This window comes from Streptomyces violaceorubidus (genome assembly GCF_000717995.1).
Lineage (GTDB): Bacteria > Actinomycetota > Actinomycetes > Streptomycetales > Streptomycetaceae > Streptomyces > Streptomyces violaceorubidus.
Genome location: NZ_JODM01000002.1, coordinates 272,694 through 298,674, shown reverse-complemented (window position 1 = coordinate 298,674; position 25,981 = coordinate 272,694). Strand labels below are relative to the sequence as shown.

The window sequence follows — 25,981 nt, the reverse complement described above, 5'->3', positions numbered from 1 at the left end:
CCCACCGAAAGGCAAGGAAGCAGCATGGCAGCATCATCGGCCGACGGACGCACCGTCATCGAGAACTGTGCGATCGCCACCGTGGACGCGGTCGGCACCGAGTACGCCCGCGGTCACCTCGTGCTCGCCGGCAACCTGATCGAGTCCGTCGGCGCGGGCGGGGCACCCGAGGACCTGGCCGACGTCGTACGCCGGATCGACGCGACCGGACACCTGGCCACCCCCGGCCTGATCAACACCCACCACCACTTCTACCAGTGGCTCACCCGGGGCCTGGCCACCGATCACAACCTGTTCGACTGGCTGGTCGCGCTGTACCCGACCTGGGCGCGGATCGACGAGCCGATGGTGTACGCCGCGGCCCAGGGCTCCCTCGCGATGATGGCCCGAGGCGGCGTCACCACCGCCGCCGACCACCACTACATCCACCCGCGGGGCGCCGGCGACCTGTCCGGCGCGATCATCCGCGCCGCCCGCGAGACGGGCGTCCGCCTCACCCTCGCCCGCGGCTCCATGGACCGCGGGGAGTCCGACGGCGGGCTGCCGCCCGACTTCGCGGTGGAGAGCCTGGACGACGCCCTCGCCGCCACCGAGGCCACCGTCAGGGAGCACCACGACTCCTCCTTCGACGCGATGACCCAGGTCGCCGTCGCCCCCTGCTCGCCCTTCTCCGTCTCCACCGAACTGATGCGCCAGGGAGCCGGGTTGGCCCGCCGGCTCGGCGTGCGGCTGCACACCCACGGCTCGGAGACCGTGGAGGAGGAGAAGTTCTGCCACGAGCTGTTCGGCATGGGCCCCACCGACTACTTCGAGTCCACCGGCTGGCTCGGCGAGGACGTGTGGATGGCGCACTGCGTCCACATGAACGACTCCGACATCGCCGCCTTCGCCCGCACCGGTACCGGCGTCGCCCACTGCCCGTCCTCCAACGCCCGCCTGGCCGCGGGCATCGCCCGTATCCCCGACCTGCTCGCGGCCGGCGTCCCGGTCGGCCTCGGCGTCGACGGCACCGCCTCCAACGAGTCCGGCGAACTGCACACCGAACTGAGGGGCGCCCTGCTGATCAACCGCCTCGGCCCCCACCGCGAGGCCGCGCTGGACGCCCGCGAGGCGCTGCGCCTGGGCACCCACGGCGGCGCCCGGGTCCTCGGCCGGTCCGCCGAGACCGGCTCCCTGGAGGCGGGCAAGCTCGCCGACCTGGTGCTGTGGCGCATGGACACCCTCGCCCACTCCTCGATCGCCGACCCGGTGACCGCCCTGGTCCTCGGCGCCCCCGCCCCGGTGACCGCCTCGTTCGTGAACGGCCGGCAGATCGTCGAGGACGGCCGGCTGCTCACGGTCGACGAGGACGCCGTCGCCCGCTCCACCCGCCACGAGGCACGGCGCCTGGCGCGGACCGCCGCGCAGGGCTGAACCCCGTACAGCAGAACACCACTTGATCTCCGGCCGGGAGGGACGGCTCCCGGCCGGTAACCGTGGACCCGAAACGTGGTCCGCGGTGACCGACTCCGGGGCGTGCGCCCCTGCGCGCACGCCCCGGAGAGGTCTCCCGTTTCCCCGAACGGCCCGTCCGGGTCCCGCACGACCAGCACCAGTCCCACCTCCCTGACACCCACGTCAGAGCCGACGTGCAACCGACCGGAGGAACGCCGCCGTGGCCGACCACCCTGTTGACGAGAAACTCCCGCCACTGAAGATGGCGACGACCGGCCTGCAACACGTGGCCGCCATGTACGCCGGGGTCGTCGCCCCGCCCCTGATCGTCGGCGCGGCCATCGGCCTGAGCGCCACCGAGCTGACCTTCCTCACCGGCGCCTGCCTGTTCACCGCGGGCCTCGCCACCTTCCTGCAGACCCTCGGCATCTGGAAGATCGGCGCCCGGCTGCCCTTCGTCAACGGCGTCACCTTCGCCGGTGTCGCCCCGATGACCGCGGTGGTCGCCTCCACCGACGACAAGTCCGACGCGCTGCCGATCATCTTCGGCGCGGTCATCGTGGCCGGTCTCCTCGGTTTCCTCGCCGCGCCCGTCTTCTGCAAGGCGATCCGCTTCTTCCCGCCGGTCGTCACCGGCACGGTCATCACCCTGATCGGCATATCCCTGCTGCCCGTGGCCTTCGGCTGGGCCCAGGGCCCCAGCCCCACGGCGGACGACTTCGGCTCGGCGACCAACCTCGGCCTGGCCGGGATCACCCTGCTCATCGTGCTGCTCCTACGCCGCTTCACCCGCGGCTTCGTCAAGCAGATCGCCGTGCTGCTCGGCCTGATCGCGGGCACCCTGGTCGCCATCCCGTTCGGCGTCACGGACTTCGGTCCGATCGCGGACGCCGACGTCGTCGGCTTCCCGACGCCGTTCCACTTCGGCGCCCCGCAGTTCCAGATCGCCGCGATCGTCTCCATGTGCGTGGTGATGGTGGTCTCGATGACCGAGTCCACGGCCGACATGCTCGCCCTCGGCGAGATCGTGGACCGCCCGGCCGACGAGAAGACCATCGCGGCCGGACTGCGCGCCGACACGCTCGGCTCGGCCCTCAGCCCCGTCTTCAACGGCTTCATGTGCAGCGCCTTCGCCCAGAACATCGGCCTGGTCGCGATGACGAAGATCCGCAGCCGCTACGTCGTCGCGGCCGGCGGCGGCTTCCTGGTCCTGATGGGCCTGTGTCCGATGGCCGCCTCGCTCATCGCGGTCGTCCCGCGCCCGGTCCTCGGCGGTGCCGGCGTGGTCCTCTTCGGCTCGGTCGCCGCCAGCGGCATTCAGACCCTGGTCCGGGCGAGCCTGGACAAGGACAACAACGTCCTGATCGTGGCGGTCTCCCTGGCCGTCGGCATCGTCCCGATCGCGGCGCCGGAGTTCTACCACTCGTTCCCGGAGAACGCGCGGATCATCCTGGACTCGGGCATCTCGACCGGCTGCGTGGCCGCGGTCCTGCTCAACCTGGTCTTCAACCACATCGGCGGCCGGGAACGGGACGCCGAGGACGTCACCCACCCGATGGAGGCGGGGAACGAGATCACCGAGTCGTCCCGGGCCGCGGCGATGCCGTAGCAGGGGCGTCCTCCGCGCCCCGGCCGGGGATCGGCTCCTCTGCCCACCGCGTGGGTCCCACGGTGACCCACGCGGTGAACGCGCACGCGTGCCCGCTCCGGTTCGCCGAACCGGGGCGCGGCAGGCGCGACGGCCCGATGGTCCGCACCGGCCACCGCGGCGGCACGGGGGCTACAGCCCGAACACCTCCGGCCGCGCCGCCAGTTCCTTGAAGCGCTGCCGCGGATCCGGCACCAGCCTGCGCTCGCTCAGGTCCATCAGCCCGCTGACGGCCTCGACCTCGGCGGCGACCGTGCCGTCCGCCTTGGTGATGACCTGCCGGATCCGGAAGGTCTTGCCCTCGCCCCACTCGAACGCGCAGCTCACCGTGACCTCGTCCCCGGCGAGGAGCTCCCGCCGGAACCGGATGGTCGTCTCCAGGGCCACCGGCCCCACCCGGCGGGAGACCAGGTCCGCCTGCCGGATCCCGGCCTCCTGGAGCATCGACCAGCGGGCGTGCTCCGCGTAGTTCAGGTACACCGACTGGTTCAGGTGGCCCTGGGTGTCGGTCTCGTACCCGCGGACGGTCACCGGTACCGAAAACGGCTCGCTCACCGCTGCTGCCTCTCGTCGTGAACGTGTGGACGTGCGGGTGTGCGCACGTACGGACCGGTCGATCTTGGCATGGCGGCGTCACACCTTCCGAGGGGAGGCCAGCAGATAACGGGCCCGTGTGCGCGGCTCGGTGTACTCCCCGACCTGCCACCCGGCCCGCTCCAGCGTCGCCGCGCAGGCCCGCAGCGCGGTGCCGTCCGGCTCGTGCACGGCGACGGCCTCCGGCTGGGGCGTGGCCCGCACCCGGTACCCGTCGTCGCCGTCGGGCCCGGCCGGGCGGTGCCCGGCCGCCTCCAGGGCGAGCGCGGCGGCCCGCACGAGATGCGACCGCTCCCACGCGCACGGCCGGTCCGTGCTCCCGTCGGGATGCGTCATCCGGCGCAGCTCCAGCAACCCCTGCCAGGCGCCGCGCACCTCCCGCAGCCGCGCGGGCCCCGTCCCGCCCGGGGCGGCGTCCTCCCCGCCGACCCGCGCGGCGAACACACCCCCGGCGTCCGGGGCGGCGGGCGCCTGGGACGGCACCGCCACCGCGTCCGGTCCGTCGGCCGCCTCCCGTATCCGGTGCCCGGCCGGGGTGAGGAAGTGGTCGTGCGGAGGGCGCGGATGGCGGAAGGCGAGCCCCCGCTTCACCAGCGCCGCGAGCTGGGTCCGCGGCCCCCTCAGCCGCCCGGTGACGGGATCGGCGGCCTTGATGACGCGCCGCTGCGCGACGGTGGGCGACAGTGCCACGGCGTCCCTCCTTCCGCTCCCGGCGCTCTGCGGCGACCTCTTCGAAGGTTACGGCGCGGGTCTGACATTCCAGGCGGCGATCACCGGCCGCCCGTGCTCCGTGCCCAGCCGGCACAGCGTGCCCGTGCCCAGCTGGAACAGCGCCCCGTGCGAGGCCGGGAGGCCCAGGTGCCGGGCGGTCAGCACCCGCAGGAAGTGCCCGTGGGCCACCAGCACCACGCACCCCTCGGTGTTGGCGAACGCGGCCTCCGTCTCGGCCAGCACCCGGTCGGCCCGCTCGCCCACCTGCTCCGGCGTCTCCCCGGGGTGCTCCGGCGGTCCGGGCGCGACCCCGTCGGTGAACAGGAACCAGTCCGGCCGGCTCCGGTGGATCTCGACGGTCGTGATCCCCTCGTAGCCGCCGTAGTCCCACTCGTGCAGGTCCGGCTCGATGCGCACGTCGTGCAGCCCGATCAGCTCGGCCGTCTCGCGGGCCCGCTGGAAGGGGCTGACGAAGGCGGCCCCGATCCGGTGCGACCGGATCAACGGCACCAGGCTCCGTGCCTGCTCCCGCCCCGTCTCGGTCAGCGGGACGTCCGTCAGCCCGGTGTGCCGTCCGGACCGCGACCACTCGGTCTCGCCGTGCCGGACCAGAAAAAGATCACCCATGGCCCCAAGGCTACGGCGGGGGGCGGCGTTACTGTCGGTAGCCGCTCAGGAACCGTCCGATGCGCCCGATCGCGGCCTCCAGGTCCTCCGCGCGGGGCAGCGTCAGGATGCGGAAGTGGTCCGGGCTCGGCCAGTTGAAGCCGGTGCCCTGGACGACCTGGATCTTCTCCCGCAGCAGCAGGTCCAGGACGAACCTCTCGTCGTCGTGGATCCTGTGGACGGCCGGATCGATGCGCGGGAAGGCGTACAGCGCCCCCTTGGGCTTGACGCAGGAGACACCGGGGATCTCGTTCAGCCTCTCCCAGGCCACGTCCCGCTGTTCGTGCAGCCGGCCGCCCGGGGCCGTCAGCTCGCGGATGGACTGGCGGCCGCCGAGCGCGGCCTGGATGGCGTACTGGGCGGGCGCGTTGGCGCACAGGCGCATGGAGGCCAGCATGGTCAGGCCCTCCAGGTAGTCCTTCGCGTGCTGCTTCGGCCCGGTCACCACCAGCCAGCCGGAGCGGAAGCCCGCCACCCGGTACGTCTTGGACAGGCCGCAGAAGGTCAGCACCACCAGGTCGGGGGCGAGGGAGGCGGCCGAGTGGTGCACGGCGTCGTCGTACAGGATCTGGTCGTAGACCTCGTCGGCGAAGACCATCAGGCCGTGCCGGCGGGCGTGGTCGAGGATGCCCTCGACGATCTCCTTGGGGTAGACGGCGCCGGTGGGGTTGTTGGGGTTGATGATGACGACCGCCTTGGTGCGGTCGGTGATCTTCGACTCCATGTCGGCCAGGTCCGGGTACCACTCCGCCTGCTCGTCGCAGAGGTAGTGCACCGCCCTGCCGCCCGCGAGGGTGGTCACCGCCGTCCAGAGCGGGTAGTCGGGGGCGGGGATCAGCACCTCGTCGCCGTCCTCCAGCAGGGCCTGTACGGCCATGGAGATCAGCTCCGAGACGCCGTTGCCCAGGAAGACGTCGTCCACGTCCACCTCCAGGCCGAGCGCCTGGTAGCGCTGGGCGACGGCCCGGCGGGCGGAGAGGATGCCGCGCGAGTCCGTGTAGCCGTGCGCCTGCGGGAGCATGCGGATCATGTCCTGGACGATCTCCTCCGGCGCCTCGAAGCCGAAGAGGGCCGGGTTGCCGGTGTTGAGGCGCAGGACACTGTGGCCCGCCTCCTCCAGCGCGTTGGCGTGCTCGATGACCGGACCGCGGATCTCGTAACAGACCTCGCTGAGCTTGTTCGACTGCCGGAACTCCATGCGCGGCTTCCCCTCCGGAATCTGGTGTTGCTTGGTTTTACCAAGTAGCAGCTTGGAAAGTCCAACAACTTGTCTACACTGCGTCGCATGTCACCACGTCCTCGCCGTAGCTACGACCAGTACTGTTCCGCCGCCCGCGCGCTCGACGCCGTCGGCGACCGCTGGACCCTGCTGATCGTCCGGGAACTGCTCGCCGGTCCGCGGCGCTACACCGACCTGCACGCCGACCTGCCCGGCGTCAGCACGGACGTACTCGCCTCCCGACTCAAGGACATGGAGCGCGAGGGCCTGGCCACCAGGCGCCGGCTGCCCCCGCCCGGCGCCGCGTACGTCTACGAACTCACCGCGCGGGGACGCGGCCTGCTGCCGGTCCTGGAGGCCCTCGGAGCCTGGGGCGCCGAGGAGTTGGGGGAGCGGCGGCCCACGGACGCCGTACGCGCGCACTGGTTCGCGCTGCCCCTGCTGCGCGCCCTGCGCGAGGCCGGGGCGGGCGAGGGCCTGGTCGAAGTCCGGCTGGAGGAGGGAGACTTCCACCTGTACGCCTCCGCGCCGGAGGAGGGCACGGCGCAGGGGCCGGTGTACGGCGAGGGGGCCGCGCCCGGGGAGCCCGACGCCCGGCTCGTGCTGGACGCCGCGACGTGCGTGGCCCTCGGGCGCGGCGAGATCGGCCTGCGGGAGGCGGTGCGCGCCGGCCGCGTCGAGGTGACCGGTGACGGCGCGGCGGCCAAGGCGCTGCGGGAGGGGTGAAACGGCAGAAGGCCCGCCCGGGGCGGGCCTTCCGAGGAGGGGTCAGGCGCCGGGCGGCACCCGGGACGGCCGTCCCGAACCACGGGTCAGCGCGTAGCCGCCGATGCCCGCGAGCGCGGCCAGTACGGCCCCGATCCCGCTCCACACCCAGCGGTCCGACCACCAGCCCGAGGACCAGCCGTCCTCCGGCTCGATGGCGGACAGCACGGCGCCCCGGTCCCGCTCGTCGCCCTCGTCGGCGCCGGACGTCACCGCGATGCCCGGCACCAGCGGCTCGGCCAGCGAACCGTCCACCGCCGCGGCCCCGCCGATGTCCTTGGACTCCGCCCGCACCTCGGCGGAAACGGGGACGCCGAGGTCGGAGGTCGGCACGTCCACCGCCGTCAGCCGGACGTAATAGGTGCCCGGCAGCGGGTCGTTGGCCCACGGCTCGGTCCAGGCGCGCACGGTGCGCAGTACGCAGGCCAGCTCGACGGAGGAGACCCCCGCGCCCGCGGTACGGGCCTGGGCGCCCCACTGGCAGGCCTGGCGGCGGCGCAGGCCGTCGTACACGTCGACGCGCCAGGTCTGCGCGGCGTGCGTCTCGGGCAGCTTCACCGTGGCCTTCACGGTGGGCCGCTGCCCGGCGTCGGCCGGGAAGGACCAGTACAGGTAGTCGCCCGCGGCACCGCTCGCCGTGGCCACCTGCCCCTGCTCGAACTCGGCCGCCGTACGGAAGGACGTGCCCGCCGTGGTCGGCGCGTCACCGTCCCGCGACGGGCTCGCGGAGGGCGAGGAGTCGGCCGCCGCGGGAGCCGCGGCGAGGCCGAGCAGCACCACGGCCGCGCTCAACGCTCGGGTGAATCGCATCAGTTGGTCCTCCAGATCGCGAACCGCCAGCGCGAGAGCCAGCCCCACAGCAGACCGGCGAGGAAGCCGACCAGCACCAGCAGGCCGAGCAGCCACCAGCCGCGCCCCAGGCCGAAGGCGGCCACGTCGTCGGAGTCGCCCGGACCGTCCACGACGTCGACGGTCAGCTCCAGCGGCAGCCCCGGCGTGGTCTTCACACCGGAGGCGACGGAGAAGGAGTTGGTGACCTGGAGACACACGGCCTCGGCCGCCGCGTCGTCGTCGCTCTCCGCCTTGGGGTACCGCAGACCCGTCGAGAGCACGTCGGTACGGCCGTTGCCCGCCGCCTCGCCGCGCACGATCTCCCGGCCGTGCACGGTCACCGCCCGCAGCAGCACCCCGTAGGACGGATTCACGGCCCGGTCGGCGCCGACGCTCACAGAGGCGCGCAGCTCCTGACCCGGCTCCACGTCCACCCGGTACCAGCGCTGCTGTCCGAACTCCTCGCGGTCGGTGTACAGCCCGGACTTCAGCGCGGGCGCCTTCGCGCACGCGTCCGCGCCCTCGGTGGCCACCGGGGTCACCACCGGGTCGGCCGCCCGGTCCACCAACTGGTTGACCTTGTCGGTCAGTTCCTCGGTGTGCTCGACCGAGGTGTACGTGCCGCCGGTGGCCTCGGCGATGCAGCTGAGCTGCTGCCGCATCTTGGTGTTCGGGACCAGGCCCAGCGTGTCGATGGTCAGCCCGATGCCCTTGGCGGCGATCTCCCGGGCCACCTCGCACGGGTCCAGCGGGGCGCAGGTGTCCTCGCCGTCGCTGATCAGCACGATCCGCTTGGAGCCGTCGCCACCGTCGAGGTCGCCGGCCGCCTTGAGCAGCGCGGGGCCGATCGGCGTCCACCCGGTCGGCGACAGGGTCGCCACCGCCGTCTTGGCCTCGGTGCGGTCCAGCGGGCCGACCGGGTAGAGCTGCGCGGTGTCCTTGCAGCCGGTCTTGCGGTCGTCGCCCGGGTAGTCGGCGCCGAGCGTCCGGATGCCCAGCCGCACCTCTTCCGGCGTCGCGTCGAGCACCTCGTTGAACGCCTGCTTCGCCGCCGCCATGCGCGTGCCGCCGTCGATGTCCCGCGTCCGCATCGAACCGCTGACGTCGAGCACGAGGTCGACCTTCGGCGCGTCCTCGCCCGTGGGTTCACCGGCGCTCGCCCCGGCCGGGAACGCCATCCCGGCCGCCAGCGCGGCGAGCAGGGCACAGGCACCCGCCGCCAGCCGTGTTCTTGTGATCATCGGCGGATCCTATTGATCAGTGGTGCCGCGCTCCAAAACGAGACCGCGCCGATGCCGCGCCGTCGCCCCGACTTCACCTCCACCGCAGGGGATTGGGCAGCTCCGTCCACAGATCGCCGGTGCTCCCCGGCGAAGTCCGCATCGCCGTCAGGGCCTTCACCGGCAGTGGCCGCGCGCACAGGGCCACGGTGTCCTCGGTGCGGGGCACTTCGGGCACCGCCGCCTCCAGCGCCTCGCGCAGCGCCGGGCCCGAACCGGCCGTCGCGGCCAGCGCGCCCCCCACCAGCGACCCGAACAACTTGCGGCGCAGCGCGAGCGGTTCGTCGGTCAGGACCCGGGCGGGCACCCCGTCGGCCGCGATCCCGTGCCGGGACAGCCGGGCCGGGGAGACGCGGATGTCGGCCAGGTCGCGGTAGACCAGGCGCACCGGGTCGCCCGCGGCGGACAGCACGACCAGCAGGTTCTGGCCGTGGGCCTCCAGCGCCACGCCCAGCTCCAGAGCACGCAGCCCGACGGTGAGCGCGAGCCGTGCGAAGGCCGCGAGCCAGGCGGGGGAGCGCGGCAGCCCGGTGGCCGCCAGCGCCGCCACCGGGACGACGTGCTCGCCGGACGAGGCGTACACCCGGGGCGACTCGCGCAGTACGGCGGCCAGGTCGGGGGAGTGGGCGGTGGCCGCGCCCGGCGTGCGGGTCACGTGCAGCAGGCCGTCCAGGCGCGCCGCCAGCCGCTCCCCGAACGACGACAGGTCCGCCGACGCGGCGATCGAGGCGACCGAGATGTCCCGCACCGAGGACGTCAGCCGGGCACTCAGCGCGGTCTTCACGTGCGTCGGGCCGGACAGGGCGCCGGGCACGGCGAGGGTCCGCAGGGACATCAGCGGACGCGCGGCGGGCCCGGCCGCGTACGACCGCCCCAGCACGTGCGCGGCCTGCCACGGGTGCACCGGGATCAGCACCCGCGCCCCGTCCCGCAGCTCCCGCGGCCACACCCCCGCCACCAGGCACTGTGCCGCCGGGACCGGCATGAGCCCCAGCTCCACCACCGGCCCGTGCTCGGGTCCGTACGCCAGCTGCTCCGCCACCGAGAACCCCGGCCGCGCACGGCAGCCCGGGTGGTACGGGTGCCCGTCCACCACCCGCCGTTCCCAGCCCCAGTCGCTGTCCGGCCACTCGTCCGGGTGATCCTCCGGCGCCCCGTCCCGCGCCGCCCGGGGCTGCGTCGCGCGCGACAGGGCCAGGGACGCGGCGCTGTGCCCGAGTTCGGCGGCGAAGCCGGAGGAGTGCGGTACGGCGAGGTCGGTCATCAGCCGCTCCGGGTCGTCGTACGCCACCTCGTCCAGCCGGACGACCGGGACGTACGCGTCCGTGCGGTACGGGTCGGCGGCCGGTCCGGTCAGCCGGCGGCCGTCCCGCAGCCGCAGCACGAGTCCGTCCCCGGACCGCTCCCGGCCCTCGATCCACGGCAGCGGTTCGAAGGCGAGGGCACGCCACAGCCGGGACAGCACGGCGGCGCGGGCCCCCGGCCCCTCGGCAAGGAAGCGGGCGGCCAGATCGGGACGGACGGCCGCCACCTCGTCGGCGACCGCGGCCGCTGCGCTGGGGGGACGATGCACGGGCTGGCTCCTCGGGAACGGACACGGGAACGGAGACGGGCACAGGTACGGATACGGATACGGATACGGATACGGATACGGGTAGGGGTACGGGTACGGCGTCACGGCGGAGGGCCGAAGAGGGTCATGACGAGAGACATACTGATCGTCTCCGTCCTCTCCGCCATGGACCGACCGTAGGGAACGAGTGGAACGCGTGGATCTCCTGCCCCCGCCCACCGGCGCCGACTCCCGGGACGACGTGGCGCGCCGCGCCGACGCCCACGCGGCCGTACCGCTGCTGAACTGCCTGCTGCGCGAGGTGGCCGAACCCCTGCCGGGCCCCGGCGTCCGGCCCGTGTACCGGCTGCCCGGCGGCAGGCTGCTGCGGGTGCGCCGGGGCCGCCGGCCCGCCGAACCCGAGGTGCGCACGGCGGACGGCTGGCACCGCGTCGACCACGCTGAGCTGGTGAAGCTCGTCGCCGAGGCACTGCGCCGGCACACCGGTGTCGGCAATCACGAGCTGCCCACCGAGATGACCGACAGCCGCGACGCGGTGGCCGCGCTGCTGACGGCCCGCGCGCGTGCCACCCCGCCCGCCGACCCCTACCTCCGCTCCGAGCAGGCCCTGGTCACCGGCCACACCCACCATCCCGCCCCCAAGGCACGGGGCGGTGGCCCGCACGCCGGGTGGCTGCCGTACGCGCCCGAGGCGCACGCCCGCTTCCCGCTGACACTGCTCGCCGCGCGCGAGGACACCGTCGTCGACGAGGGCGACACCGCCGCCCTGGACTCCCTCGGCAAGGCCCCGCCCGGCTACCGCCTGCTGCCCGCCCACCCCTGGCAACTGGAGCTCACGGCACCGGCCCTCGCCCCCGCCTTCGCCGACGGCCGGCTGGTCCGGGTGGGCACGACCGGCTTCTTCGCCTGGCCGACGGCCGCGATCCGCACGGTGTACGCGCCCGAGTACCTGCCCGGACGGGACCTGTTCCTGAAGTTTAGCCTCGACGTGCGGGTCACCAACGACATCCGCCGCCTGTGGCGCCACGACCTGATGCAACTGCGCCGCACCGACACGGCGGTCACCGAGGCCTTCGCCTCCCTCGGGCCGCCCGCCGCCTGGCTCGGCGACCGCGGCCACCGCACCGCGGACTTCGCCTTCGAGGAACTGGCCGTCGTCGTCCGCGACGGCCTGCGGGACCACCTCCTGCCCGGCGCGACCCCGCTGCTGGCCGCCGCGCTCGTGGAGGGCTTCCCCGGCAGCCCGCTCCCGGCCGCCGCGGACCCGGCCGCCTGGTGGGAGGCGTACCTCGCCGCCGTCGTCCCGCCCGTGCTGACCGCCTTCGCCGACGACGGCGTCGTCCTGGAGGCACACCTGCAGAACACCCTGATCGCCGTGGACGCGACCGGCATGCCGGTGCAGGCCCTGTTCCGGGACGCGGAGGGCGTCAAGCTGCTGCCGGACACCCCCCGGGCGGCCGGCTGGGAGCGCCTGGTCTACTGCCTGGTCGTCAACCACCTGTACGAGATCGCCGCCGCCCTCACCGAGCACCACCCCGCCGTCGACCCCTGGCCCGCCGTCCGCCGCGCCCTGGCCCGCCACGACCTCCCCGAGATCCCGGCCCTGCTCACCGCCCCCAGCCTCCCCGCCAAGACCAACCTCCTGCTGCGCTGGACCGGCGCGGACGGCGCCGACGCCCGCTACCGGCCGCTGCCCAACCCGCTGCGCGGGGCCTGAGCGGCGGACCTCCGCGACGCCCGGAAATCCCGTGCCGCACCGGCCCCGCGGGGTGCACACTCGCTGCATGGCGGACATGGACGCGTTCCGGGACGAGATCGCGCGCTGGGCGGCGGGCGGCGCCGGAGATACGGCGGCACAGCTGGCGGCGGACCTCGGCCTGCGGACGGCGGTGCTGCTGGAGGGCCCCAGCGACCTCGCCGCCGTCGAGGCCCTGGCGGCCCGCGAGGTCCGCGACCTGACCGCCGAAGGCGTGGCCGTGGTGTCCATGGGCGGCGCGATGAGCGTCGGCCGCTACGCCGGTCTGCTCGGCCCGCCCGGCCTCGGCCTGCGCCTGACCGGGCTCTGCGACGCCCGCGATGAGCCCTTCTACGACCGGGGCTGGCAACGGGCGGGCGCCCCGCGCGACTTCCACGTGTGCGTGGCCGACCTGGAGGACGAGATGATCCGCGCGCTGGGCCCGGCGCGGGTCGAGGAGGTCATACGGTCCGAGGGCGAACTGCGCCCCTGGCAGACCTTCCTCGGCCAGCCCGCCCAGCACGGCCGCCCCCGGCAACAGCAACTGCGCCGCTTCCTCAGCACGAAGAAGGGCCGCAAGATCCGTTACGGCAGCCTGCTGGTGCGGGCCCTCGACGGTGGTCGGCCACCGGCCCCGCTCGCGGGACTCCTCACAGGTCTGTGAGGAAGCGGGCCCAGGCCCCGGGCGACACGGCGAGCCGGTCTCCCTGCGGCACCTTCGAGTCACGGACGTGGACCGTGTCGGGGCAGGCCGCCACCTCGACGCAGTCGCCGTCGCCGCCGCTGCTGTAGCTGGACTTGTGCCACGTCATCGCCACTTCGACGCAGCTGTCGCCCTCGGAGCCGCTGTAACTGCTCTTGAACCAGGCCAGGTCGGACGTGTTCATAGCGCTCCTCGCATTCGCTTCAACAGGCCCACGGAGTCCTCGGGGGTCAGGGCCTGTGAACGCATCTTGGCATAGCGCTGATGGAGCACGCTGATCTCTTTACGATCGGTGATCAGCCGCCCGTTTTTCTGCCCCTCCGAGTAACCGAACCACTGGTTGTCCGGCGTCTCCGCCAATTGCATCGGGCCGTCCAGCCCCGCGTGCACCGGCTGCCGCAGCGGCATCAGTTGCAACTCCACGTTCCAGTGCCGCTCGACCACGCCCAGCAGGTGGTCGTAGAGCTTCCGCGTCACCTCCTCGCCGCCCGTGCCGCGCTCCAGGACCGCCTGCTCGACGATGAAGCTGAACGCCGTCGGCGGGTTCCGGCTCGTCGCCAGGAGTTGGTGCCGGGCCATGCGGGCCGTGATCCGGTCGTTCATCTCCTTCTCGGCGGGCAGCGGCGGCACGCTGAACGACACCGCCCGCGCGTACCCCTCCGTCTGCAACAACCCCGGCACCACCCGGCATTCATACGTGTACAGACTCACCGCCTCCGCCTCGAACCGCGCCCACTGGCGGAACCAGCTCGCCAGCCCCGGTTGCCGCGACAGATGCCGTGCCGCGCCCCGCAGCGCGCCGAACGCGTCGAGGACTTCCTCCGCGCGCTCCACGAAGTCCACCGGCGGGAACCGCCGCCCCTGCTCGATGGATGCCACCGTCGGCACCGAGTACCGCACCCGTGGCGCGAACTCCTCCTGGGTCAGCCCCGCCCGTTTGCGGAAGGCCTTGACGACCTCGCCGAACGCCTTGAGGCTGTCCGAAGCCTCCGGTTCACCCGCGCCGCCCGTACCGTCCGTCATCCGGGACACCTCCCACCCGTCACGCCCACTCAACGGGCCCATGCTCACGGACGGTTACTCCTACTGTCTACCGTCCGCACCCGTACGCTCACCGTGCGTACCGGTCGCCGATCTGGTGCGAGGGCGTCACCGCAGGTGGGATGGGCGGCATGAGACCAGCCCCCGCCCCCCGGCTCCCCGTCACCGCGCGTGTGTTCGTCCAGCGGTTCAGCTCCACCCCGCGCGGCGCGCGACTGGCCCGGCACCTCGTCGTGCACCGCCTGGACACGTGGGGCGTGCTGTACGGCTCGGCGGTGTCCGACACGGCCGCGCTGCTCGTCGCGGAGCTGGCGGCGAACGCCGTGACGCACGGGCGGGTGCCGGGGCGGGACATCGAGGTGCTGCTGCGGCTGGACGCGTACACGCTGCGGATCGACGTCTCCGACAGCCGGGGCGAGCGCCGCCCGACGGTCACGGCGGCCCCGGGGGCCGAGCACGAGCACGGGCGCGGGCTGCTGCTCGTGGACGCGCTGGCGGACCGGTGGGGCGTGTTCGACCGCGTACCCGTCGGCAAGACGGTCCGCGCGGAACTGGACCTGCTGCCCATCGGCTCCCGGCGCCGCGCGGGCCCGGGCGCGAGCGGATCGGCCATGCCCAGGGACCCATCGTGAGCCCGCGTCCATATGCTCGGTGCATGCTCACCGAAGTCACCGCCACCCGCTACGTCGAGCCCCTGCGCTCCGGCGGCTCCGTGCCCGCCGTGGTCGAGGCCGACGATCTCGGCACCTATGTCCTGAAGTTCACCGGCTCCGCGCAGGGCCGCAAGGCGCTGGTCGCCGAGGTGGTCGTCGGGGAGCTGGCCCGGGAGCTGGGGCTGCGGGTGCCGGAACTGGTGCTCGCGCACTTCGACCCGGCGATCGCGGAGGCCGAACCGCATCAGGAGGTGCGGGACCTGCTGCACGCCAGCGCGGGGCTCAACCTCGGCATGGACTACCTGTCGGGCGGCGCCGACTTCACGCCCGAGCTGGCCGAGGTGTTCCCGGTGGACGCGCGCGAGGCCGGGCGGGTGGTCTGGCTGGACGCCCTCACCGTGAACGTCGACCGGACGGTGCACAGCTCCAACCTCATGGTCTGGCCCACCCTCGGCACCGCGCCCCCGCGCCTGTGGCTGATCGACCACGGCGCGGCGCTCGTCTTCCACCACCGCTGGGGCGCCTCCCCGCCCGAGAAGGCGTACGACTTCCGCCACCACGCCCTCGGCCACTGCGCGCCCGACCTCCCGGCCGCCGACGCCGAACTGGCGCCGAAGGTGACGCGGGAGCTGCTGCGCGAGGTGGTGGGCCGGGTGCCGGAGGCCTGGCTGACCTGCGAGGGCGACCTCGACACGCCGGACAAGGTGCGCGCCGCCTACGTGGAGTACCTGCACGCGCGCGTGCGCGCCTCCCGGCAGTGGCTGCCCACCGGCTTCCCGAGCCGCGAGGAACTGGCCGCCGAGAACGCCGCCCGCGCGGCGCGCACCCGGCGGGGGCGGCCCGACTGGCTCAAGCGTGTCCCCGACCTGCACGGCAAGCCGCCCGCGGAGCAGGACTGGTCCGTGCACCTGGGCTGACACGCGTCCGCGCCCCCGGTGCCGTGCTGGGGCACCGGGGGCGCGGACGGGTCACTGGCACGCCTGCGGCGTCAGCCCTTCAGCTGCTCGTACGCCGGCAGCGTCAGGAAGTCGGCGTAGTCCTCGTCGAGGGAGACCGTGAGCAGCAGGTCGTGGGCCTGCTGCCAGTTGCCGGCCGCGAAGGCCTCGTCGCCGATCTCGGCGCGGATGTTCGCCAGCTCCTCGGCGGCGACCTTGCGGGCCAGTTCGGCGGTGACCTGCTCGCCGTTGTCGAGGACGACCTCCGCGTTGATCCACTGCCAGATCTGCGAGCGGGAGATCTCGGCGGTGGCCGCGTCCTCCATCAGGTTGAAGATGGCGACGGCGCCCAGGCCCCGCAGCCACGCCTCGATGTAACGGATGCCGACCTGGACGGCGTTGACCAGACCGGCGTACGTCGGCCTGGCGTCCAGGGAGTCGACGGCGATGAGGTCGGCCGCCTTGACGTCGACGTCCTCGCGCAGGCGGTCCTTCTGGTTCGGCCTGTCGCCGAGGACCTTGTCGAAGGACTCCATGGCGATCGGGACCAGGTCGGGGTGGGCGACCCAGGAGCCGTCGAAGCCGTCGCCGGCCTCGCGGTCCTTGTCGGCGCGGACCTTCTCGAAGGCGACCTTGTTGACCTCGGCGTCCCGGCGCGAGGGAATGAAGGCCGCCATGCCGCCGATGGCGTGCGCGCCGCGCTTGTGGCAGGTGCGGACGAGGAGTTCGGTGTACGCCCGCATGAACGGGGCGGTCATCGTCACCGCGTTGCGGTCCGGCAGGACGAACCTGGCGCCGCCGTCACGGAAGTTCTTGACGATGGAGAACAGGTAGTCCCAGCGCCCGGCGTTCAGCCCGGAGGCGTGGTCGCGCAGTTCGTAGAGGATCTCCTCCATCTCGTACGCGGCCGTGATCGTCTCGATCAGGACGGTGGCGCGGACCGTGCCCTGCGGGATGCCGACGTAGTCCTGCGCGAAGACGAACACCTCGTTCCACAGGCGGGCCTCCAGGTGGGACTCCGTCTTCGGGAGGTAGAAGTACGGGCCCTTGCCGAGGTCCAGCAGGCGCTGCGCGTTGTGGAAGAAGTACAGGCCGAAGTCGACCAGGGCGCCGGGGACCGGGCGGCCGTCCACCTGGAGGTGGCGCTCGTCGAGGTGCCAGCCGCGCGGCCGCATGACGACCGTGGCCAGCTCGGCGTCCGGGCGCAGGGCGTAGGACTTGCCGGTGCGCTCGTCGGTGAAGTCGATGGTGCGGGTGTAGGCCGAGGTCAGGTTCAGCTGGCCGAGGACCACGTTCTCCCAGGTCGGCGCGGAGGCGTCCTCGAAGTCCGCGAGCCACACCTTCGCACCCGAGTTGAGCGCGTTGATGGTCATCTTGCGGTCGGTGGGGCCGGTGATCTCGACGCGGCGGTCGTTCAGCGCGGCCGGGGCGGGGGCCACCTTCCAGGAGTCGTCCGCGCGGATCGCGGCGGTCTCCGGGAGGAAGTCGAGCGTGGAGGTGCGGGCGATCTCGGCGCGGCGCTCCGCACGGCGGGCGAGGAGCTCGTCACGCCGGGGCGTGAACCGCCGGTGCAGCTCGGCCACGAAGGCGAGCGCCGCATCGGTGAGGACCTCCTCCTGCCGGGGCAGGGGCTCGGCGTCGACGATGGCCAGCGTGGACGGCGCTGGTGCGGACATGAGCTGTCACTTCCTTCAGCGGTGGCACCGGGTGCCAGAGGGTGCGTAGGGGGCATTACGCACTCGCCGTGCAGCGGAGTGCTTCTGGTCAGTGGATAGTAGTTTCCTCATCGTGGAACTTCAATGGTTTGTTGATGTCGAGATTCTCCGGGTCGAGGGAAGGTGGCGCTCGGTGCCACCTCCCTCACTCAAGGTGGACCAGGTCCGCCTCGGTGTCGATGTCGTACGGCCGCGCCACGTCCCCGCACTCGACGAGCGCGATCTCCGCCTCGTGTTCCCCCAAGTAGGCGCGGGCACCCCGGTCCCCGGTGGCGGTCGCCGCGATCCCCGCCCAGTGCGCGGCGCCGAGCAGCACGGGATGCCCGCGCACGCCCGCGTACGCCGCCGAGACCAGCGAGGTCTCGTTCCGGTATCCGGCGCGCACCCGGGCCAGCGCCTGCGCGCCGATGCCGGGCTGGTCCACCAGGCAGACCAGCGCGGCCCGCGTCCCGGTCCCCGCCAGCGAGTCGAGCCCGGCCCGCAGTGAGGACCCCATGCCCCGCTCCCAGTCGGGGTTGTCCACGAGGACGCAGCCGTCGAGCGCCGCCCGCGCGTGCACGTCCTCGGCGCGCGCCCCCAGGACGACGTGCACGCGCGCACAGCCGGCCGCACGCAGGGCTCCGACCGCGTGTTCGACGAGCGGATGTCCACGATGTTCGAGCAGTGCCTTGGGGCGGCCGCCCAGCCGTCGGCCGCCCCCGGCGGCCAGCAGCAGCCCCGCCACCCGGCCGCCCACCTGCTCTTCCGTCAGGGCCTCGTTGTCGGTCATGCCCCCTGCATACCTGACCGGCCGCCAAACGCTCCGGCGTGCGCGGGGTTTCCGGAGACTTTCCCAAGACTGAATTTCGGTCCGCGTGGTGGCGCGTCCGGCACGGGGTGGCGTTTACTGGCCCGCGCACAACGGCGCGAGGGGGGAGAGCTGTGTTGCGGAGCGTGGGGCAGGGGCACGTGACCGTCGGCGACGAGGACGTGAAGGTGGTGGCGCTGCGGACCGCCGTGTCCCGGCTGCGCCGCCAACTCGCCCTGCTGCCCGCCGATTTCCCGGACCGCGCGATCGCGGAGGACGAGCTGGCCGACCTCGCCGCCATGGCGGGCCACGGCGTCCCCGAGGTGCCGCGGCTGCGCCGCTCCCTGCTGCTGATAGCGGGCGCGATCGGCTCCGTCAGCGCCCTCGGACCCGGACTGGCGGAGGTCCGTCACGCCGTGGAGCTGTTCGGCGAACCGCCGCGCCGCTGAGGCCGTACCGGGAGGGGCCGCTCAGGCCGCCGGGTTGCCGTTCGAGGCCAGCAGGGCCTGGGACAGCTCCGCCGCCACCTGCTGGAGCAGGGGCACGATCCGGTCGGTCGCGGCCTCGGTGACGCGGCCCGCGGGCCCGGAGATCGAGATGGCGGCGGCGGTGGGGGAGTCCGGCACCGGGACGGCCAGGCAGCGGACGCCGATCTCCTGCTCGTTGTCGTCGATCGCGTAGCCCTGGCGCCGCACGTCATTGAGGGCCGCGATGAAACCGTCCGGCGTGGTGATCGTCTTGTCGGTCGCGGCCGGCATGCCGGTACGGCTCAGCAGGGCCCGCACCTCCTCCGGCGGGAAGCTCGCGAGCAGGGCCTTGCCGACGCCCGTGGAGTGCGGCAGGACGCGCCGCCCGACCTCGGTGAACATGCGCATCGAGTGCTTGGACGGCACCTGGGCGACGTACACGATCTCGTCCCCGTCGAGCAGGGCCATGTTCGCCGTCTCGCCGGTCTCCTCGACCAGGCGGGCCAGGTGCGGGCGCGCCCAGGTGCCGAGCAGCCGGGAGGCGGACTCGCCCAGGCGGATCAGGCGGGGTCCGAGCGCATAGCGCCGGTTGGGCTGCTGGCGGACGTATCCGCAGGCCACGAGGGTGCGCATCAGGCGGTGGATGGTCGGCAGCGGCAGTCCGCTGCTCGCCGAGAGTTCGCTCAGGCCGACCTCGCCCCCCGCGTCCGCCATCCGTTCGAGCAGGTCGAAGGCGCGCTCCAGGGACTGGACGCCGCCGGTGGCGGACCTGGCGGAGTCGGTGGTGCTGGCGCTGGACGTCGGCACGGCACGTTCCTTTCGGGGCGGGCGGGAGGAAAGAAGCGTACCCGGCGGCCGGTTGACTACCGGCTTGTACGTAGCTACGTTCTGCTTTCTGGAATTCTAATTCCGCTTTGTGGAAACGTCCAGGGCTGAGCCGTGGGCATGCCCGTCCAAAGGGTGCCTCTTGACGGCACGGAGGCGGGAATGAAGACTCCTTCGGCAGGAGACTTCAACAGAACGTTGAAAAACTCGGCGGCAGAAAAGAGGGGTTTCGGGTGTCCGGAGCTGAACTGGTGCTGCGCTCGACGCGCGTCATCACCCCCGAGGGGACACGCGCCGCGTCGATCGCGGTCACCGGGGAGAAGATCACGGCGGTCCTGCCGTACGACGCCCCCGTCCCGGACGGCGCCCGGCTGGAGGACGTCGGCGACCACGTCGTGCTGCCCGGCCTGGTCGACACCCACGTGCACGTGAACGACCCCGGGCGCACCGAGTGGGAGGGCTTCTGGACCGCCACCCGCGCCGCGGCCGCCGGCGGCATCACCACCCTCGTCGACATGCCGCTCAACTCCATCCCGCCGACCACCACCGTCGAGAACCTGCGCACCAAGCGCGAGGTCGCCGCGGACAAGGCCCACATCGACGTCGGTTTCTGGGGCGGCGCCCTGCCGGACAACGTCAAGGACCTGCGCCCGCTGCACGAGGCCGGGGTCTTCGGCTTCAAGGCGTTCCTGTCGCCGTCCGGCGTGGACGAGTTCCCGCACCTCGACCAGGAGCAGCTCGCCCGGTCCCTGACGGAGATCGCCGCCTTCGACGGCCTGCTGATCGTGCACGCCGAGGACCCGCACCACCTGGCCGCCGCCCCCCAGCAGGGCGGCCCCCAGTACGCCCACTTCCTCGCCAGCCGCCCGCGCGACGCCGAGGACACCGCGATCGCGACGCTGCTCGCGCAGGCCAAGCGGTTCGACGCGCGCGTGCACGTCCTCCACCTCTCCTCCAGCGACGCCCTGCCGCTGATCGCCGAGGCCCGCGCCGACGGCGTCAAGGTGACGGTCGAGACCTGCCCGCACTACCTCACCCTCACCGCCGAGGAGGTGCCGGACGGCGCCAGCGAGTTCAAGTGCTGCCCGCCGATCCGCGAGGCCGCCAACCAGGACCTGCTCTGGCAGGCGCTGGCGGACGGCACCATCGACTGCGTGGTCACCGACCACTCCCCGTCCACCGCCGACCTCAAGACCGACGACTTCGCCACCGCCTGGGGCGGCATCGCCGGTCTCCAGCTCAGCCTGCCGGCCATGTGGACCGCCGCCCGCGGGCGGGGCCTCGGCCTGGAGGACCTCGTGCGCTGGATGTCGGCCCGCACGGCAGCCCTGGTGGGGCTGGAGGCACGCAAGGGCGCCATCGCGCCGGGCCACGACGCGGACTTCGCCGTGCTGGCCCCCGAGGAGACCTTCACCGTCGACCCGGCCGCCCTCCAGCACCGCAACCGCGTCACCGCGTACGCGGGCAGGACCCTGCACGGCGTCGTGAAGTCCACCTGGCTGCGCGGCGAGCGCATCGTGGCGGACGGCGCGTTCACCGACCCGAAGGGACAGCTCCTCGACCGGGCCTGACGTACCCGGACACTCCCTGGACCCAGTACCCCCCCGAACAGCCCCGAAAGGAACACCTGATCACCGTGACGGCCCAGCAGAACACCTCGTTGGCCAGCTTCACCGGCGACGCCCAGCCCTACGGAGGCGGCGACCCGTACGCGGACTACCGCACCGCCGACCTCCCCTTCACCCAGTACGCCAACCTTGCCGACCGGCAGCTCGGCGCGGGTGTCGTCGCCGCCAACGACGAGTTCTTCGCCCAGCGCGAGAACCTGCTGGTGCCCGGGCCCGCCGAGTTCGACCCCGAGCATTTCGGGCACAAGGGCAAGGTCATGGACGGCTGGGAGACCCGCCGGCGCCGCGGTGCCTCGGCCGAGCACCCCTGGCCCACCGAGGACGACCACGACTGGGCGCTGATCCGCCTCGGCGCCCCCGGAGTGATCCGCGGCATCGTCGTCGACACCGCCCACTTCCGCGGCAACTACCCGCAGGCCGTCTCCGTCGAGGGCGCCTCGGTCGCGGGCTCCCCGTCCCCGGAGGAACTGCTCGCGGACGACGTGAAGTGGACGACCCTCGTCCCCCGCACCGCGGTCGGCGGCCACGCGGCCAACGGCTTCGCCGTCCAGGCCGAGCAGCGCTTCACCCACCTGCGCCTGGGGCAGCACCCCGACGGCGGCATCGCCCGCCTGCGCGTGTACGGCGAGGTCGTCCCCGACCCCGCCTGGCTCACCGCCCTCGGCACCTTCGACGTGGTCGCCCTGGAGAACGGCGGCCAGGTCGAGGACGCCTCCAACCTCTTCTACTCGCCGGCCACCAACACCATCCAGCCGGGCCGCTCCCGCAAGATGGACGACGGCTGGGAGACCCGCCGCCGCCGCGACCGGGGCAACGACTGGATCCAGTACCGCCTGGTGGACCGCGCCCAGATCCGCGCGATCGAGATCGACACGGCGTACCTGAAGGGCAACTCGGCCGGCTGGGCCTCCGTCTCCGTCAAGGACGGCGAGGCGGGCGAGTGGCGCGAGATCCTCCCGCGCACCCGGATGCAGCCCGACACCAACCACCGCTTCGTGCTGCCCGAGACGGCCGTCGGCACCCACGCGCGCGTGGACATCTTCCCCGACGGCGGCATCTCCCGGCTGCGCCTGTTCGGCTCCCTGACCGAGGACGGCGCGGCCCACCTCGCCGCCCGCCACCAGGAGCTGGGCGGCTGACCCGCCGTTCCTCACCGACCCGCGGGGCGCACCGGCAGGACAGCACCGGTGCGCCCCGCGCGCACGTTGGTGCGCGACCGCGTCCCGGGGGCGGCTACGCCGCGTGGCCGCCGTCCACCGCGAACTCCGCGCCGGTGACGTACGAGGCGGACGCCAGGTACGCCACGGTCGCGGCGACCTCGTCCGCCGTGCCGAAGCGGCCCAGCGCGGTCATGGCCGCCTGCCCGTCCGCGTAGGGGCCGTCGGCCGGGTTCATGTCGGTGTCGATCGGCCCCGGGTGCACGATGTTCGCCGTGATCCCGCGCGGGCCCAGCTCCCGGGTCAGCGCCTTGGTCAGCCCGATCAGCGCCGACTTGCTCGTCGCGTAGAGCGTCCCGCCGGGCCCCGGGACCCGCTGGGTCATGCAGGTGCCGACGGTGATGATCCGCCCTCCCTCGGTCATGCGGGCCGCGGCCGCCTGCGAGGTTAGGAAGACACCGCGGACGTTCACCGCGAGCAGCCGGTCGACATCGGCGAGCGAGAGGCTTTCCAGGGGGCCGAGCAGGCCGAGGCCCACGTTGTTGACCAGCACGTCGGGGCCGCCGCCGAGCGCCGTGGCGGCCCGCTCGACCGCCCCCGCCGCCTCGTCCGCGTCGGCCGAGTCGGCCCGCAGGGCCACCGCCCGGCGTCCCAGCGACCGGGCGGCCCGTACGACGTCCTCGGCGGCGTCCTCGCCGTTCAGGTAGGTGAGGGCCACGTCCGCGCCCTCCCGTGCCAGTCGCAGGGCGGTCGCCGCGCCGATGCCCCGGCTGCCGCCGGTCACCAGGGCGGTGCGGCCGGTCAGGGGAGCGGTGGCGGGGGCGCATGGGTTCGCGTTCGTGTTCATGGGTCCATCCCAGCCGGGCCGCCGCAACCGTGCTGGCGGTGAACGGACGTCGACCCGGGCGACGCGTCGTCCGGGTCGAACAGGGGTGTGAACACGCGGAAAACTCATGGGACGTACCGGGAAACTCCACAGTCTTGTCATTGACATGCCACTGTCTACGCGCGTCATCATGAGCGCATGCGATTCCCCCCACGCACCGCCCGGCTCGGCGCAGCAGCCGCAGTCCTGTCCGCCCTCCTCGTGGGCGGCACCGTCTCCGCGACCACGGCCGGCGCCGCCCCCGCGGCGGTCGGCGACATCTGCTACAGCGACCTGCCCTCCCAGGCGCACGACACGCTCGACCTGATCGAGCAGGGCGGTCCCTACCCGTTCGAGCAGGACGGGACCGTCTTCCAGAACCGGGAGGGCATCCTGCCCAGCCGGTCCTCCGGGTACTACCACGAGTACACGGTGATCACTCCGGGCTCCGACACGCGCGGCGCCCGCAGGATCGTCACCGGTGAGGAGAACCAGGAGGACTACTACACGGCCGACCACTACGCGTCGTTCGACCTCGTCGACCACGGCTGCTGACGCCCGGCCGGCCGGCGCGACGCTCGGTTGGACCTCGTAGCCGCCCTGGGGCACGGCGAGCAGGCCCAGCAACTCCCGCCATTCCTTCATGATCCCGACTCTCGCCCCGCGGTACCCCCACACGCATCGGCCGCGGGGCGAGTCCAGCCCGACGGAAGGACCTTCGGCGCGCGGTACCGCACGCCGAAGGTCCCCGCTCGCGCGACTTCGGTCGACGGCCCCTCCCGACCGGCCCTTCCGGGCGCCGGCCCTGGACGCGTCCCAGGACGACGAGTACGGGACGCGTACTAGCCGGGGAGCGCCTCGGGGATCTCCGCGAGCCGTACGGGTCTGCGTGCGCGGCGGGAGAGGTCGCAGGCCTCCGCGATCCGCAGGGCCTGGAGCGCCTCGCGCCCGTCACAGGGGTTGGCCCGCTCGCCCCGTACCACCTGCACGAAGGTGTTCAGCTCGGCCTCGTAGGCGGGCCCGAAGCGCTCCACGAAGCCGGTCCACGGCTTGTCCGCGGCCGGCGGCCCGGTCGGCTCGGTGGACGCGATCGGCGTACGGTCGTCCAGGCCCACCACGATCTGGTCCAGCTCCCCGGCCAGCTCCATCCGCACGTCGTACCCCGCCCCGTTCAGCCGCGTCGCCGTCGCGGTCGCCAGGGTGCCGTCGTCCAGGGTGAGCAGCGCCGCACCGGTGTCCACGTCGTCCGCCGCGCGGAACATCGGCGGACCGGCGTCGGACCCGGCGGCGTACACGTCGACGACCTCCCGCCCGGTCACCCAGCGCAGGATGTCGAAGTCGTGGATCAGCGTGTCCCGGTAGAGCCCCCCGGACTGCGGCAGGTACTCGGCCGGCGGCGGGGCCTGGTCGCTCGTCACCGCGCGGACGGTGTGCAGCCGGCCGAGCCGCCCGGACCGCACCGCCTCCCGGGCTCCCGTGCAGCCGGTGTCGAAGCGGCGCTGGAAGCCCATCTGGAGGATCGTCCCGGCGGCCTCCACCTCGGCGATCGCCTGCAAGGTGCCCGGCAGGTCGAGGGCGATCGGCTTCTCGCAGAACACCGGCAGCCCCGAGCGGGCCGCCCGGCCGATCAGCTCCGCGTGGGCCGGGGTCGCCGTCGTGATCACCACGGCGTCCACACCCCACTGGAAGATCTCGTCCACTCCCGGTGCCGCCGTCTCGCCCAGCCGGTGCGCCAGGTCCTGGGCCCGCCCGAGGTCGGCGTCCGTGAGGATCAGGGATCCGACGTCGCGGTGGCGGCTGAGCGTGTTGGCGTGAACGGTGCCGATGCGGCCCGTTCCGATGACCCCGATGCGCATGGAAACAAAGTGGGCTCAGCACCGCTCCCTGTCAATGCGTATGTCCGGACAATCGAACTACGCACCTTCCCGTCATCTGCGCACGCGGCTACGCTCGGCCCGTGCCGAAACCAGAAGTGGACCCGACCGTGTCGCTGGACCTCAGCGTGGATCGCAGCAGCCCCGTGCCGCTGTACTTCCAGCTGTCGCAGCAGCTGGAGGCCGCGATCGAGCACGGCGCGCTGACCCCCGGCAGCCTGCTGGGCAACGAGATCGAGCTGGCCGCGCGGCTCGGTCTGTCCCGGCCCACCGTCCGCCAGGCCATCCAGTCGCTCGTCGACAAGGGCCTGCTCGTGCGCCGCCGCGGCGTCGGCACCCAGGTCGTGCACAGCAAGGTCAGGCGCCCCCTGGAGCTCAGCAGCCTCTTCGACGACCTGGAGGCCGCGGGCCAGCGTCCGGCCACGAAAGTGCTGGTCAACACCATGGTCCCGGCGACCGCGGAGATCGCCGCCGCGCTCGCTGTCGCCGAGGACAGCGACGTGCACCGCATCGAGCGGCTGCGGCTGACGCACGGGGAGCCGATGGCGTACCTGTGCAACTACCTGCCGCCCGGCCTCGTCGACCTGGACACCGGGCAGCTGGAGGCCACCGGCCTCTACCGGCTGATGCGCGCCGCCGGGATCACCCTGCACAGCGCCCGGCAGGCCATCGGCGCCCGCGCGGCCACCACCGCCGAGGCCGAGCGGCTCGGCGAGGACGCGGGCGCCCCGCTGCTCACGATGGAGCGCACCACCTTCGACGACACGGGACGCGCGGTCGAGTTCGGCACCCACACCTACCGGCCGTCCCGCTACTCCTTCGAGTTCCAGCTGCTCGTGCGGCCCTGAGCGACCGCGTCCGGCGGCCCCTGCCGC

Annotated in this window: 26 protein-coding genes; 12 read left to right on the top strand and 14 right to left on the bottom strand. The window is 73.2% G+C overall.

What is annotated here, in order from left to right; translation table 11 throughout:
• The first annotated feature begins 24 nt into the window (after positions 1 to 24).
• Together IE94_RS0105275 and IE94_RS0105270 are read left to right on the top strand one after the other, a co-directional pair.
• The gene (locus IE94_RS0105275; protein ID WP_030178875.1) at positions 25 to 1,413 is read left to right on the top strand and encodes an 8-oxoguanine deaminase; all 1,389 of its coding nucleotides are present in this window, start codon (positions 25 to 27) and stop codon (positions 1,411 to 1,413) included.
• A gap of 241 nt (positions 1,414 to 1,654) precedes the next feature.
• Positions 1,655 to 3,043 carry a nucleobase:cation symporter-2 family protein gene (locus IE94_RS0105270; RefSeq protein WP_030178873.1) on the top strand — a complete coding sequence of 463 codons (1,389 nt, stop codon included), beginning with the start codon at positions 1,655 to 1,657 and terminating at the stop codon, positions 3,041 to 3,043.
• A 171-nt stretch (positions 3,044 to 3,214) separates the two neighbouring features.
• On the opposite strand, the gene IE94_RS0105265 is transcribed toward IE94_RS0105270, so the two are convergent.
• The 4 genes from IE94_RS0105265 to IE94_RS0105250 all read right to left on the bottom strand — a co-directional run bounded on the left by IE94_RS0105265 (position 3,215) and on the right by IE94_RS0105250 (position 6,251).
• Positions 3,215 to 3,637, bottom strand: a complete 423-nt coding sequence (locus tag IE94_RS0105265; RefSeq protein ID WP_030178870.1) for an acyl-CoA thioesterase — start codon at positions 3,635 to 3,637, stop codon at positions 3,215 to 3,217.
• A gap of 78 nt (positions 3,638 to 3,715) precedes the next feature.
• The gene (locus IE94_RS0105260; RefSeq protein WP_030178867.1) at positions 3,716 to 4,366 is read right to left on the bottom strand and encodes a hypothetical protein; all 651 of its coding nucleotides are present in this window, start codon (positions 4,364 to 4,366) and stop codon (positions 3,716 to 3,718) included.
• A 48-nt stretch (positions 4,367 to 4,414) separates the two neighbouring features.
• Positions 4,415 to 5,014: a histidine phosphatase family protein gene (locus IE94_RS0105255; protein ID WP_030178857.1), complete on the bottom strand. Its 600-nt coding sequence runs from the start codon at positions 5,012 to 5,014 to the stop codon at positions 4,415 to 4,417.
• Between the two features lie 28 nt (positions 5,015 to 5,042).
• Complete coding sequence (locus IE94_RS0105250; RefSeq protein ID WP_030178855.1) at positions 5,043 to 6,251, bottom strand: pyridoxal phosphate-dependent aminotransferase; 1,209 nt, start codon at positions 6,249 to 6,251, stop codon at positions 5,043 to 5,045.
• An 87-nt stretch (positions 6,252 to 6,338) separates the two neighbouring features.
• Between IE94_RS0105250 and IE94_RS0105245 the strand changes: the two genes are divergently transcribed.
• Positions 6,339 to 6,998, top strand: coding sequence for a winged helix-turn-helix transcriptional regulator (locus tag IE94_RS0105245; RefSeq protein WP_030178853.1), 660 nt, complete (start codon positions 6,339 to 6,341; stop codon positions 6,996 to 6,998).
• 42 nt (positions 6,999 to 7,040) lie between these two features.
• Here the strand turns inward: IE94_RS0105245 and IE94_RS0105240 are convergent, their stop codons facing one another.
• The 3 genes from IE94_RS0105240 to IE94_RS0105230 all read right to left on the bottom strand — a co-directional run bounded on the left by IE94_RS0105240 (position 7,041) and on the right by IE94_RS0105230 (position 10,721).
• Positions 7,041 to 7,847 carry a hypothetical protein gene (locus tag IE94_RS0105240; RefSeq protein WP_030178850.1) on the bottom strand — a complete coding sequence of 269 codons (807 nt, stop codon included), beginning with the start codon at positions 7,845 to 7,847 and terminating at the stop codon, positions 7,041 to 7,043.
• On the bottom strand, positions 7,847 to 9,109 hold the full coding sequence (locus tag IE94_RS0105235; protein ID WP_030178848.1) for a vWA domain-containing protein: 1,263 nt from the start codon (positions 9,107 to 9,109) through the stop codon (positions 7,847 to 7,849). The genes IE94_RS0105240 and IE94_RS0105235 overlap by 1 nt, the downstream gene beginning before the upstream one ends.
• A 73-nt stretch (positions 9,110 to 9,182) precedes the next feature.
• Positions 9,183 to 10,721: an IucA/IucC family protein gene (locus IE94_RS0105230; RefSeq protein WP_030178845.1), complete on the bottom strand. Its 1,539-nt coding sequence runs from the start codon at positions 10,719 to 10,721 to the stop codon at positions 9,183 to 9,185.
• A gap of 187 nt (positions 10,722 to 10,908) precedes the next feature.
• Between IE94_RS0105230 and IE94_RS0105225 the strand changes: the two genes are divergently transcribed.
• Together IE94_RS0105225 and IE94_RS0105220 are read left to right on the top strand one after the other, a co-directional pair.
• Positions 10,909 to 12,438 carry an IucA/IucC family protein gene (locus IE94_RS0105225; protein ID WP_030178842.1) on the top strand — a complete coding sequence of 510 codons (1,530 nt, stop codon included), beginning with the start codon at positions 10,909 to 10,911 and terminating at the stop codon, positions 12,436 to 12,438.
• A gap of 67 nt (positions 12,439 to 12,505) precedes the next feature.
• Complete coding sequence (locus IE94_RS0105220) at positions 12,506 to 13,120, top strand: TOPRIM nucleotidyl transferase/hydrolase domain-containing protein (RefSeq protein WP_030178840.1); 615 nt, start codon at positions 12,506 to 12,508, stop codon at positions 13,118 to 13,120.
• Here the strand turns inward: IE94_RS0105220 and IE94_RS0105215 are convergent.
• Together IE94_RS0105215 and IE94_RS0105210 are read right to left on the bottom strand one after the other, a co-directional pair.
• Complete coding sequence (locus IE94_RS0105215; protein WP_030178833.1) at positions 13,107 to 13,343, bottom strand: DUF397 domain-containing protein; 237 nt, start codon at positions 13,341 to 13,343, stop codon at positions 13,107 to 13,109. The genes IE94_RS0105220 and IE94_RS0105215 overlap by 14 nt on opposite strands.
• Positions 13,340 to 14,182: a helix-turn-helix domain-containing protein gene (locus IE94_RS0105210; protein ID WP_030178830.1), complete on the bottom strand. Its 843-nt coding sequence runs from the start codon at positions 14,180 to 14,182 to the stop codon at positions 13,340 to 13,342. Before IE94_RS0105210 ends, IE94_RS0105215 begins: the two co-directional genes overlap by 4 nt.
• Positions 14,183 to 14,331: 149 nt before the next feature.
• On the opposite strand from IE94_RS0105210, the gene IE94_RS0105205 reads away from it, so the two are divergent.
• Both IE94_RS0105205 and IE94_RS0105200 read left to right on the top strand, forming a co-directional pair.
• Positions 14,332 to 14,832, top strand: a complete 501-nt coding sequence (locus tag IE94_RS0105205) for an ATP-binding protein (RefSeq protein WP_063829704.1) — start codon at positions 14,332 to 14,334, stop codon at positions 14,830 to 14,832.
• A gap of 23 nt (positions 14,833 to 14,855) precedes the next feature.
• The gene (locus IE94_RS0105200; RefSeq protein ID WP_030178820.1) at positions 14,856 to 15,770 is read left to right on the top strand and encodes a HipA family kinase; all 915 of its coding nucleotides are present in this window, start codon (positions 14,856 to 14,858) and stop codon (positions 15,768 to 15,770) included.
• Between the two features lie 71 nt (positions 15,771 to 15,841).
• On the opposite strand, the gene aceB is transcribed toward IE94_RS0105200, so the two are convergent.
• Both aceB and IE94_RS0105190 read right to left on the bottom strand, forming a co-directional pair.
• Positions 15,842 to 17,464, bottom strand: a complete 1,623-nt coding sequence (aceB, locus tag IE94_RS0105195) for a malate synthase A (RefSeq protein WP_030178818.1) — start codon at positions 17,462 to 17,464, stop codon at positions 15,842 to 15,844.
• A 184-nt stretch (positions 17,465 to 17,648) separates the two neighbouring features.
• Positions 17,649 to 18,272, bottom strand: a complete 624-nt coding sequence (locus IE94_RS0105190; RefSeq protein ID WP_030178816.1) for a nucleotidyltransferase family protein — start codon at positions 18,270 to 18,272, stop codon at positions 17,649 to 17,651.
• A 152-nt stretch (positions 18,273 to 18,424) separates the two neighbouring features.
• Between IE94_RS0105190 and IE94_RS0105185 the strand changes: the two genes are divergently transcribed.
• The gene (locus IE94_RS0105185) at positions 18,425 to 18,739 is read left to right on the top strand and encodes a DUF5955 family protein (protein WP_063829703.1); all 315 of its coding nucleotides are present in this window, start codon (positions 18,425 to 18,427) and stop codon (positions 18,737 to 18,739) included.
• A 21-nt stretch (positions 18,740 to 18,760) separates the two neighbouring features.
• On the opposite strand, the gene allR is transcribed toward IE94_RS0105185, so the two are convergent.
• Positions 18,761 to 19,564, bottom strand: a complete 804-nt coding sequence (gene allR, locus IE94_RS0105180; RefSeq protein ID WP_030178812.1) for an allantoin degradation transcriptional regulator AllR — start codon at positions 19,562 to 19,564, stop codon at positions 18,761 to 18,763.
• 251 nt (positions 19,565 to 19,815) lie between these two features.
• Between allR and allB the strand changes: the two genes are divergently transcribed.
• Both allB and alc read left to right on the top strand, forming a co-directional pair.
• Entirely contained in the window at positions 19,816 to 21,153 is a 1,338-nt protein-coding gene (allB, locus tag IE94_RS0105175; RefSeq protein WP_030178809.1) for an allantoinase AllB, read from the top strand.
• A 65-nt stretch (positions 21,154 to 21,218) separates the two neighbouring features.
• Positions 21,219 to 22,349: an allantoicase gene (alc, locus tag IE94_RS0105170; protein WP_030178806.1), complete on the top strand. Its 1,131-nt coding sequence runs from the start codon at positions 21,219 to 21,221 to the stop codon at positions 22,347 to 22,349.
• A gap of 94 nt (positions 22,350 to 22,443) precedes the next feature.
• Here alc and IE94_RS0105165 read toward each other — a convergent pair whose 3' ends face one another.
• Complete coding sequence (locus IE94_RS0105165; protein WP_030178803.1) at positions 22,444 to 23,214, bottom strand: SDR family NAD(P)-dependent oxidoreductase; 771 nt, start codon at positions 23,212 to 23,214, stop codon at positions 22,444 to 22,446.
• Positions 23,215 to 23,391: 177 nt separating this feature from the next.
• Between IE94_RS0105165 and IE94_RS0105160 the strand changes: the two genes are divergently transcribed.
• Positions 23,392 to 23,787 (top strand): ribonuclease domain-containing protein, encoded by a 396-nt coding sequence (locus IE94_RS0105160; protein ID WP_030178801.1) that lies wholly within the window; start codon positions 23,392 to 23,394, stop codon positions 23,785 to 23,787.
• Positions 23,788 to 24,074: 287 nt separating this feature from the next.
• On the opposite strand, the gene IE94_RS0105155 is transcribed toward IE94_RS0105160, so the two are convergent.
• Positions 24,075 to 25,088, bottom strand: coding sequence for a Gfo/Idh/MocA family protein (locus IE94_RS0105155; protein WP_030178788.1), 1,014 nt, complete (start codon positions 25,086 to 25,088; stop codon positions 24,075 to 24,077).
• A 128-nt stretch (positions 25,089 to 25,216) separates the two neighbouring features.
• Between IE94_RS0105155 and IE94_RS0105150 the strand changes: the two genes are divergently transcribed.
• Positions 25,217 to 25,954 (top strand): myo-inositol degradation transcriptional regulator, encoded by a 738-nt coding sequence (locus IE94_RS0105150; protein ID WP_106977739.1) that lies wholly within the window; start codon positions 25,217 to 25,219, stop codon positions 25,952 to 25,954.
• The last annotated feature ends 27 nt before the right edge of the window (positions 25,955 to 25,981 follow it).

What these genes read in the sequence shown, in the direction of transcription:
- IE94_RS0105275 (WP_030178875.1), top strand. Translation starts at nt 25, where the DNA reads ATGGCAGCATCATCGGCCGACGGACGCACCGTCATCGAGAACTGTGCG.
- IE94_RS0105255 (WP_030178857.1), bottom strand. Translation starts at nt 5,014, where the DNA reads ATGGGTGATCTTTTTCTGGTCCGGCACGGCGAGACCGAGTGGTCGCGG.
- IE94_RS0105250 (WP_030178855.1), bottom strand. Translation starts at nt 6,251, where the DNA reads ATGGAGTTCCGGCAGTCGAACAAGCTCAGCGAGGTCTGTTACGAGATC.
- IE94_RS0105245 (WP_030178853.1), top strand. Translation starts at nt 6,339, where the DNA reads ATGTCACCACGTCCTCGCCGTAGCTACGACCAGTACTGTTCCGCCGCC.
- IE94_RS0105240 (WP_030178850.1), bottom strand. Translation starts at nt 7,847, where the DNA reads ATGCGATTCACCCGAGCGTTGAGCGCGGCCGTGGTGCTGCTCGGCCTC.
- IE94_RS0105235 (WP_030178848.1), bottom strand. Translation starts at nt 9,109, where the DNA reads ATGATCACAAGAACACGGCTGGCGGCGGGTGCCTGTGCCCTGCTCGCC.
- IE94_RS0105220 (WP_030178840.1), top strand. Translation starts at nt 12,506, where the DNA reads ATGGCGGACATGGACGCGTTCCGGGACGAGATCGCGCGCTGGGCGGCG.
- IE94_RS0105215 (WP_030178833.1), bottom strand. Translation starts at nt 13,343, where the DNA reads ATGAACACGTCCGACCTGGCCTGGTTCAAGAGCAGTTACAGCGGCTCC.
- IE94_RS0105210 (WP_030178830.1), bottom strand. Translation starts at nt 14,182, where the DNA reads ATGACGGACGGTACGGGCGGCGCGGGTGAACCGGAGGCTTCGGACAGC.
- IE94_RS0105205 (WP_063829704.1), top strand. Translation starts at nt 14,332, where the DNA reads ATGAGACCAGCCCCCGCCCCCCGGCTCCCCGTCACCGCGCGTGTGTTC.
- IE94_RS0105200 (WP_030178820.1), top strand. Translation starts at nt 14,856, where the DNA reads ATGCTCACCGAAGTCACCGCCACCCGCTACGTCGAGCCCCTGCGCTCC.
- aceB (WP_030178818.1), bottom strand. Translation starts at nt 17,464, where the DNA reads ATGTCCGCACCAGCGCCGTCCACGCTGGCCATCGTCGACGCCGAGCCC.
- IE94_RS0105190 (WP_030178816.1), bottom strand. Translation starts at nt 18,272, where the DNA reads ATGACCGACAACGAGGCCCTGACGGAAGAGCAGGTGGGCGGCCGGGTG.
- IE94_RS0105165 (WP_030178803.1), bottom strand. Translation starts at nt 23,214, where the DNA reads ATGAACACGAACGCGAACCCATGCGCCCCCGCCACCGCTCCCCTGACC.
- IE94_RS0105160 (WP_030178801.1), top strand. Translation starts at nt 23,392, where the DNA reads ATGCGATTCCCCCCACGCACCGCCCGGCTCGGCGCAGCAGCCGCAGTC.
- IE94_RS0105155 (WP_030178788.1), bottom strand. Translation starts at nt 25,088, where the DNA reads ATGCGCATCGGGGTCATCGGAACGGGCCGCATCGGCACCGTTCACGCC.